The 8,011-nt window shown below is 74.5% G+C and carries 7 protein-coding genes; 3 read left to right on the top strand and 4 right to left on the bottom strand.

Features of this window, described 5'->3' with window-relative positions; all coding sequences use genetic code 11:
• Nucleotides 1–218: hypothetical protein (locus SZN_RS41115; protein WP_139063646.1), on the bottom strand; the 218-nt coding region annotated here is incomplete at its 3' end.
• A gap of 732 nt (nucleotides 219–950) precedes the next feature.
• Between SZN_RS41115 and SZN_RS33445 the strand changes: the two genes are divergently transcribed.
• The gene (locus tag SZN_RS33445) at nucleotides 951–2,402 is read left to right on the top strand and encodes a PAS domain-containing protein (protein WP_007503893.1); all 1,452 of its coding nucleotides are present in this window, start codon (nucleotides 951–953) and stop codon (nucleotides 2,400–2,402) included.
• 25 nt (nucleotides 2,403–2,427) lie between these two features.
• On the opposite strand, the gene SZN_RS33450 is transcribed toward SZN_RS33445, so the two are convergent.
• Entirely contained in the window at nucleotides 2,428–3,183 is a 756-nt protein-coding gene (locus SZN_RS33450; protein ID WP_043734426.1) for an SIS domain-containing protein, read from the bottom strand.
• Between the two features lie 266 nt (nucleotides 3,184–3,449).
• Between SZN_RS33450 and SZN_RS33455 the strand changes: the two genes are divergently transcribed.
• Together SZN_RS33455 and SZN_RS33460 are read left to right on the top strand one after the other, a co-directional pair.
• Complete coding sequence (locus tag SZN_RS33455) at nucleotides 3,450–4,142, top strand: iron-dependent transcriptional repressor DtxR (RefSeq protein WP_007503898.1); 693 nt, start codon at nucleotides 3,450–3,452, stop codon at nucleotides 4,140–4,142.
• Nucleotides 4,143–4,833: 691 nt separating this feature from the next.
• Nucleotides 4,834–5,703, top strand: a complete 870-nt coding sequence (locus tag SZN_RS33460) for an alpha/beta fold hydrolase (protein WP_007503900.1) — start codon at nucleotides 4,834–4,836, stop codon at nucleotides 5,701–5,703.
• A gap of 111 nt (nucleotides 5,704–5,814) precedes the next feature.
• Here the strand turns inward: SZN_RS33460 and SZN_RS33465 are convergent, their stop codons facing one another.
• A complete protein-coding gene (locus SZN_RS33465; RefSeq protein ID WP_007503902.1) occupies nucleotides 5,815–7,407 on the bottom strand; it encodes a hypothetical protein in 1,593 nt (530 codons plus the stop codon).
• The coding region (locus SZN_RS33470) for an ABC transporter ATP-binding protein (RefSeq protein WP_007503904.1) at nucleotides 7,404–8,011 on the bottom strand (608 nt) is incomplete at its 5' end. The genes SZN_RS33470 and SZN_RS33465, both read right to left, overlap by 4 nt.

The following is an 8,011-nucleotide window of genomic DNA, read 5'->3' on the forward strand; positions in this document are numbered from 1 at the left end:
GACCGGCCCACCCGCTCCCGGGCGCGGGCCCGGCCCCGCCCCTCCCGGCCGGGGACGGGGCGGATCGCCGTCATGGCGGCGGGGGCGGCGCTCTTCGTGGCCGCGATGCTGCTCGGGATGACGTGGTTCTCGCCCGACAGCACCGGGGGCGAGGGCACCCGGTCCGACGCGTCGCCGAGTCCGGGCACCTCGGCGTCCACCGATTCCACCGATTCCACCGGCCCGAGGACGGCGGCACCGACGCGGACACGGAAGCAGCCCCCGGCCCCGACGCCCGCACAGACGCCGACGCCGACTCCGTCGACGAGTGGCGCGCGGGACGGGCAGGGGGCCGACGACCGGCGGCGGGACGGACGGCAGCCGCGGCGCGGGCGGGACGGGGGCGAGCAGGACGGCGCGTCGCAGCCGCAGAACGACGGTGACGGCGACGGCGGCGATGACGGCGACGACTGACCGCCGGGCAGACGCAGACGACCCGCGAGTCCGGGTCCTCCGCGGGGCGGAGGAGCCGGCCGGACGTACCGGCGGACTCGCGGGTCGGGTGACTGCTGGGATTGGGCCGGCTGCACGCGTCGTTCACATGCGGGTCCGGCACCGCACTGGGTGGGGTGACGGGCCGCTAGCCCGCAGCCACCTCACGCGTCCGGTATCCATACATCTGCCGAACCACCTCCCTTCTCGTGTGCACCCCACACTAGGAAGCCCCCGGCAGCCGATCAACCGCTTTTTTTCCCCCGTACGCTTCCGCGCCCGCCGGTCCGCGCGGGAAGATCGGGATTGAGGGGCACCTCCGCCGGGGATGCGGTTCCCAGGTCCGCGGCGGGCCCGCGTGCAACGATTCCCTCAATCTTGGGGAACTCGGTGTGTGCTGTGTCACGTTCCAGTTAGATGATTGCGAGTGAGCGAACCGACGCGTCGTACGTGCGGACGCAGCTTGGCAGGGGGTCCATGTGAGTGCTTCCCGGCGTAGTGGGACCACCGACGAGCTGGGGCCGGACGAGCCCGAGCGCGACGGTCGGGACGGCGCGCCGCCGGCCGGTGAGGAGTCCCCGCCGGGCGGCTCGGACCTGCTGGCCGCGCTGCTGGACGGCATGGACGCCGCCCTGTGCGCCTTCGACGCGGCGGGCGTCGTCACCCACTGGAACCGCGAGGCGGAGCGCATCCTCGGCTGGAGCGCCGCGGAGGCCGTGGGCCGGCACGGCTTCGCCGGCTGGGCCGTGCGCGAGGCCGACGCCGCGGAGGTCGAGGGGCGGCTGATGTCCGCCATGGACGCCCCGGGGCGCCAGGTGCACGAGTTCGCGCTGCTGACCAAGGAGGGCGGCCGGGTCCTCGTCCGGACGCAGTCGGCCGCCGTCCGCGGTCCCGACGGCAAGCCCGCCGGGGTGTACTGCGCCTTCAGCGAGGTGCACGCGCAGATCGACCTGGAGCGCTCGATCGCCCTGAGCGAGGCCCTGTTCGAGGACGCCTCCTGGGGCGTGGTGCTGGTCGACGCGGACCTGCGGCCCGCCGTGGTGAACGCGCACGCGGCCCGCGCCCTGGGCGTCGGCCGCACCTCCGTGCTGGGGCGCCCCCTCGGGGAACTGCTCGCCCAGGGCGTCGAGGAGCTGGAGAGCGCGCTGACCCATGTGCTGGCGGAGGGGGCGCCGCCAGCGCCCGCCGAGATCTGGGTGGGGGTGCGCACGCCGGAGGGCGAGCGGCGCCGCTGCTGGCGGTGCGGCTTCGTCCGGCTTGCCTCGCCGCTCGCGGAGGAGCCCGTGCCGCTGGGCGTGGGCTGGCTCTTCCAGGACGTGACCCAGGCCAGGCAGGCGGAGCAGGAGGCCGCGCTGCTGCGGTTCCGCACCAACCAGCTGCACCGCGCGGCGCGGGCCGCGGCGGAGTGCGAGGACCCGGGCGAGGCGGCGACCGTGCATCTGGACTTCGCGCTCGCGGGCTTCGCCGACCACGCCCTGATCGACCGGACCGCCGGGGGCCCGCTGTCGGACGCGCAGACCGCCGGCCCGGTGCGGCTGGTGCGGGTCGCCGTGACACCGTCGGGCGCGCCGGGGCCGTCCCGGCTCGGCGGGGAGGCCGGGCTGCCGGTCCGCTACGGCGAGGGGCACCCGGCGCTCCAGTGCGTGGCGCGCTCCGGCTCGGTGCGGGCGGCCGCGGGCGAGGTGCCGCCCGAGCGGGCCCGCGAGTGGGCGACCGCCCGGCAGTGGCCGCAGGACGCGGTGCACGCGCTGTGCGCGGTGCTGCGCAGCCGGGGCCGGACCCTGGGCGTCGTGACGTTTCTGCGGGGTGCCGGGCGCACCGCCTTCGAGCGCGGCGACGCGGTCCACGCGGAGGACGTGGCCGCCCGGATCGCCGTCGCCCTGGATCTGGCGGGGGAGCGGACGGCCCGGCCGGCCGCGGACGGGGAGTAGCACCGCCCGCGGCGGGCCCGCCGGTTCAGCGCCGGTAGAAGATCCGGTCGCCGTACTTCTCGAAGACCCGGCTGTTCCAGTCGAGGCCGCCGTCGACGTTGCCCGAGCGCAGCAGCGGAGGTTCGATCCCGCGGGCCGCCAGCGAGGCCGCCGCCGTGGCCATGACGGCCTGGAGCAGGGCCGTGGTGACGACCGTGGAGGCGGGGGCGAAGGGCGCCGGGATGGGATCGAGGGTGAGTTCCGCGTCCCCGACCGGGATCCGGGAGTCCAGGACGATGTCGCAGTGGTCCTTGAGGAAGGTGCCCGAGACGTGCCGGGACGTCGTCTCGGAGGCGTACGCCACCGAGGTCACGCCGATGACGTGGACGCCGCGCGCGCGGGCGCTCGTCGCCATCTCCACCGGCAGCGCGTTGCGGCCCGAGAGGGAGATGACGACGAGGGTGTCGCCCTCGCGCAGCGGGGAGGTGTCGAGGACCGCGCTCGCGAGGCCGTCGACGCGCTCCAGGGCGGAGCCCAGCGTGGCCGGCACGACGTCGACGCCGACGGCCCCGGGCACCGCGAGCAGGTTCATCAGGGCGAGCCCGCCCGCGCGGTAGACCAGGTCCTGGGCGGCGAGCGAGGAGTGGCCGGCGCCGAACGCGAACAGCCGGCCCCCGGCGGCGACGGTGTCCGCGAGCAGGGCACCGGCCGCCTCGATGTTCTCGGCCTCCTCCGCGCGGACCCGCTGGAGCAGGCCGATGGCGGCGTCGAAGAACTGGTCGGCCGGCTTGCTGTCGCTCATGCGTGCCTCCGGGGTGACGGTGCGGTGCGGTGCGGTGCGGATCACGGTGCGGTCTGGACCAGTGCGGTGTCAATACGGGCTCCGCGCGGCGGGAAGGCGGCCCGCCGGGACGTCCCGGGGTGCGCGGCGCCTGTGGAAAAGCCGGTTTCGGCGGGGCGACACGGTTGTCAGTGCCATCCGGCAGAATTGGGTCAGGGCCAGCGCACGCGCCGTGGAGCTGTCTCGCTTCCGGCTGAGCTAATCGCAGAGCTAATCGAGGGGCACGTATGTCCGGACTGATCGACACCACGGAGATGTATCTCCGCACCATCCTCGAGCTGGAGGAGGAAGGTGTGGTCCCCATGCGCGCCCGGATCGCCGAGCGGCTGGACCAGAGCGGCCCGACCGTGAGCCAGACGGTGGCGCGCATGGAGCGTGACGGGCTGGTGTCCGTGGCGTCCGACCGGCACCTGGAGCTCACGGACGAGGGGCGCCGGCTGGCCACCCGCGTCATGCGCAAGCACCGTCTCGCCGAGTGCCTGCTCGTCGACGTGATCGGGCTGGAGTGGGAGCAGGTGCACGCCGAGGCGTGCCGCTGGGAGCACGTGATGAGCGAGGCCGTCGAGCGGCGGGTGCTGGAGCTGCTGCGCCATCCCACCGAGTCGCCGTACGGCAACCCCATCCCCGGTCTGGAGGAGCTGGGCGAGAAGGACGGCGCCGACCCGTTCCTCGACGAGGGCATGGTCTCGCTGGCCGAACTGGACCCGGGCGCCGACGGCAAGACGGTAGTCGTCCGCCGGATCGGCGAGCCCATCCAGACCGACGCGCAGCTGATGTACACGCTGCGTCGCGCGGGTGTGCAGCCCGGCTCCGTGGTGAGCGTGACCGAGTCGGCGGGCGGGGTCCTGGTCGGCAGCGGCGGTGAGGCGGCCGAGCTGGACGCCGAGGTCGCCTCCCACGTCTTCGTCGCCAAGCGCTGAGCGGCTTCTCTCTTCGTAACTCCTGGTGACGGGCGGGGAGTTGCGCCATCGACGGATCTCGTCCGTTCCGAGATCCTGTGTGCTCGACCGCAGCGCCCGGCGGGTTCGCGTGCGAGGCTGTCGCGTGAGGCGTACGGCCTGAGAGCTCCTGGCCGCCCGCCGCGGGGCGGGTCCGGGCGGGGAGGGGGCGGGGAGGATGTGCCGTGGACGTGCAGAGGGGCCCCGGCGCACTCTGGCGCCGGGGCCTGTCCTCCCCTGCTTCGACCCGGAGCCCCGAGCTCCCAGGGTCGCCCCCACGGACCGGTGTCCCCGAGCGGTCCGCCCCCCGCTGAAGATCTCCCCCCGCCGCCGGCGGTCAATCATGGGAAGGGGTCACTCGAATGAGCGGTGTTGGCGGCAGACGCCGTCGTTTCGAATAGGGGTTCGATAGCCTCGGGTGACGGGTCGGAGGGACCGTGCGCTGCAGAAGTGTGCGCATAAGATCACGTCGGACACACAGGACATGCACATCGCGTGCGGGGGGTATCGGCGTCACGGGTGACGCGGGTGGCGCGGGGTGCTTCGGATGACGGCAGCGGACACGGCAGGCACGGCAGGCACGGCAGGCACGGCGGACAGGGCAGGCAGGAAGCGGAGCACAGGACCGGCCCGCGCGAGCGGTCCGAGCGGAGCTAGGGGGGTGCCAGGACCGATGGCGCGGCGCATCGACGTGACCGGCAAGGACGGCGTACGTCTGGCGGCCTGGGAGTTCGGCGACCCGCCCAAGACGGACCCCGCCAAAGGGCCCGACGACACCCCCGGAGTGCTGTTACTGCACGGTCTGATGGGCCGCGCCTCGCACTGGGCCGCCACCGCGCGCCTGCTCGCCGGGCGGTACCGGGCCGTCGCGCTCGACCAGCGCGGGCACGGCCGCAGCGAAAAGCCCGCACAGGCCGCCTTCACCCGCGACGCCTACGTCGACGACGCCGAGGCCGCCCTCGAACAGCTGGGCCTCGCCCGCTGCGTGCTCATCGGCCACGCGATGGGAGCGCTCACCGCCTGGCAGCTCGCGGCCCGCCGCCCCGACCTGGTGAGCGGTGTGATCATCTGCGACATGCGGGCGTCCGCCCTCGGCGCGGCCTCGCAGCGCGAGTGGGCCGAGTGGTTCGCCGCCTGGCCCGTGCCCTTCGCCACCCTCGCCGACGTACGCAAGTGGTTCGGCGAGGACGACCCCTGGGTCGAGCGGCCCAACCCCGCGCGCGGCGCGTTCTACGCCGAGGTCATGCACGAGTGCGAGGACGGCTGGCGGCCGGTCTTCGACCCGGAGCAGATGCTCCGCACCCGGGAGACCTGGGTCTACGACGCCCACTGGGAGGAACTGGCCCAGGTGCGCTGCCCCGCACTGGTCGTACGCGGCCTCGACGGCGAGCTGGGCCGGGCCGAGGCCCAGGAGATGGTCCGCGTCCTGCCCCGCGGGCAGTACGCCGAGGTCCCCGACGCCGGACACCTCGTCCACTACGACCAGCCCGAGGGCTGGCGCACCGCGATAGAGCCGTTCCTCGACTCCGTGTGGTCGGCCTAGTGCGGTGACCGGGAGGACCCAGGACACCCAGCAGACCCGGAGCACCTGAAGACCCGGAGCACCTGGAGACCCGGAGCACCTGGAGACCCGGCCGGGGCCGTCCGCGCGGCCTCAGCCCTTGCTCACCGCCGCCAGGATCTCCGGCAGGCGCTCCGCCGTGCGCGGTGCCGCCAGGCGCAGGCCCAGCGAGGTGACCGCGGCGCCGTAGAGCGCGCCGCCGGGCAGCAGCAGCCAGGTCCAGCCGTCCCCGCCCGGGGTGACGTTCAGCCAGATCGTCACCGCGATGACGGGGGCGCACAGCAGGGCGGCGGCCGCCATCCCGCCGAAGATCGACATCCAGGCCAGGCCCGTCTGCCCCGGAGCGACGTTCTTGCGGCCCTCCTGCGGGATGGAGTAAGGGAAGCGGGCCGACGCCCAGGCCCCGGTCGCCAGCATCGCGCCCAGCAGCGCCAGGGACAGGCCCAGCACCGCGGGCAGCTTGGCCCAGTCACCGAGCAGCGCAGTCGTCAGGACGGTCACCAGGGTCGCGTACGGCAGGGTGACCAGCAGCAGCGCCAGCGCGCGGGCGCGCAGTTCGGCGTAGGCGTCGCGGCGCGAGGAGATCGTCATCGCGACCATCCAGAACGCGGACGTGTCCTGCCCGAACTGGTTGTACATCTGGATGCCGAGCATCCCCGCGGCGAAGCAGGCGAAGTAGATCGACCCGGTGCCCTGGACGGCGTTGAACAGCGGCACGATCAGCCCGACGGCCAGCGAGGTCACCCAGGCCGCCTTGGTCTTCGGGTCGCGCCAGGCGTAGCGCAGGCTGCGCTCCATGACGGTGCCGGTGCGCCCGGCGGGCAGGACGCGGGCCAGTCCGGCCGAGGTCCGGCCGCCCTCGGCGGCGTCGGCGACCGCCTGGAGCGTGGAGCCGTCGGGCGAGGTCATCAGCCGGGTCAGATGGTGCGACCACCACGCGAGGAGCCCCGCCAGCGCGGCGGCGCTCAGCGCGAGTTGCAGCACGGCGGCCCCGTACGACCCCTCGCCTGCCGACCGCACCGCCCCGATCGCGGACGCCGGCGGCACCCAGCGCAGCACCTCCGTGGCCGGGTCTAGCTGCGAGAGCCCCGACGAACCCAGGCGCTGCGCACCGAAGTTGACGACCTGCGCGCCCACCGCGACGACGAGGCCGCTGAGCACCGCGAGATCGCGTCCCCTGCGGCTGGTCAGCAGCCGGATGTTGGCGGTGGCGACGGCCCGCGCGGCCGCGACGCACACCAGCAGCGCCAGCACCGCGGCGGGCACGGCGACGGCCCAGGCGGCCGGGCCGTGCGCGAGCGCGATCACCGAACCGGCCAGCAGGCACAGGGTGAACAGGGGGCCGATGCCGACCAGCGACGCCGCGAGCAGCGCCCGCATCAGGGGCGCGGGGCGCAGCGGCAGCATCACCAGCCGCGTCGGGTCGAGGGTCTCGTCCCCGCCGGCGGCGAACAGCGGCATCACGGCCCAGCCGAGCGCGAGCACCGCGACCAGCAGGACCACCACGGACTCGGCGTGGGCGTTGCCGCGCAGCATGACCAGGCCGAGGAGCTGGAGCGCCCCGAAGAGCAGCACGACGACGGCGGAGGCGGCATAGGCGGCCCGCCGCCCCGCGGACTGCCGCAGCCCGTTCCTCAGCAGCGACAGCTTCAGCCGGACGAAGACGCCGGTCACGTCGGTGCTCACCGGGCCCCGCCCCCCAGCCAGTCGAGGTCCGCCCCGGCGTCGCGGCCGTGCGCGCCGACGAGTTCGAGGAACGCCTGCTGAAGGGAGGGCGCCTCGCCGCGGACCTCGGCGAGCGGACCGTGGGCGCGGATGCGGCCGGCGGCCAGCACGGCGACCCAGTCGCACAGCGACTCCACCAGCTCCATGACATGGGAGGAGAAGACGACGGTCGCGCCGGAGGCGGTGTAGCGCTCCAGGACGCCCCGGATGGTCTGCGCCGAGACGGGGTCGACGCCCTCGAACGGCTCGTCCAGGAACAGCACTTCGGGATTGTGCAGCAGCGCCGCCGCGAGGCCGGCCTTCTTGCGCATACCGGTCGAGTAGTCCACGACGAGCTTGTGCTGGGCGCCCGCCAGGTCGAGGACGTCGAGCAGCTGGGTGGCCCGCTTGTCGACCTCGGCGCCGGGCAGACCCCGCAGCCGCCCGGTGTAGGCGAGGAGTTCGCGCCCGGAGAGCCGCTCGAAGAGCCGCAGGCCCTCGGGGAGCACCCCGATGCGGGACTTCACCTCGACGGGGTCCCGCCACACGTCGTGCCCGGCCACCTCGACCGACCCCCCGTCGGGTC

Source organism: Streptomyces zinciresistens K42, assembly GCF_000225525.1.
GTDB classification, from domain to species: domain Bacteria; phylum Actinomycetota; class Actinomycetes; order Streptomycetales; family Streptomycetaceae; genus Streptomyces; species Streptomyces zinciresistens.

Excerpts from the sequence above, each read along its gene's own strand:
- SZN_RS33450 (WP_043734426.1), bottom strand. The coding sequence starts at position 3,183 with ATGAGCGACAGCAAGCCGGCCGACCAGTTCTTCGACGCCGCCATCGGC.
- SZN_RS33455 (WP_007503898.1), top strand. The coding sequence starts at position 3,450 with ATGTCCGGACTGATCGACACCACGGAGATGTATCTCCGCACCATCCTC.
- SZN_RS33460 (WP_007503900.1), top strand. The coding sequence starts at position 4,834 with ATGGCGCGGCGCATCGACGTGACCGGCAAGGACGGCGTACGTCTGGCG.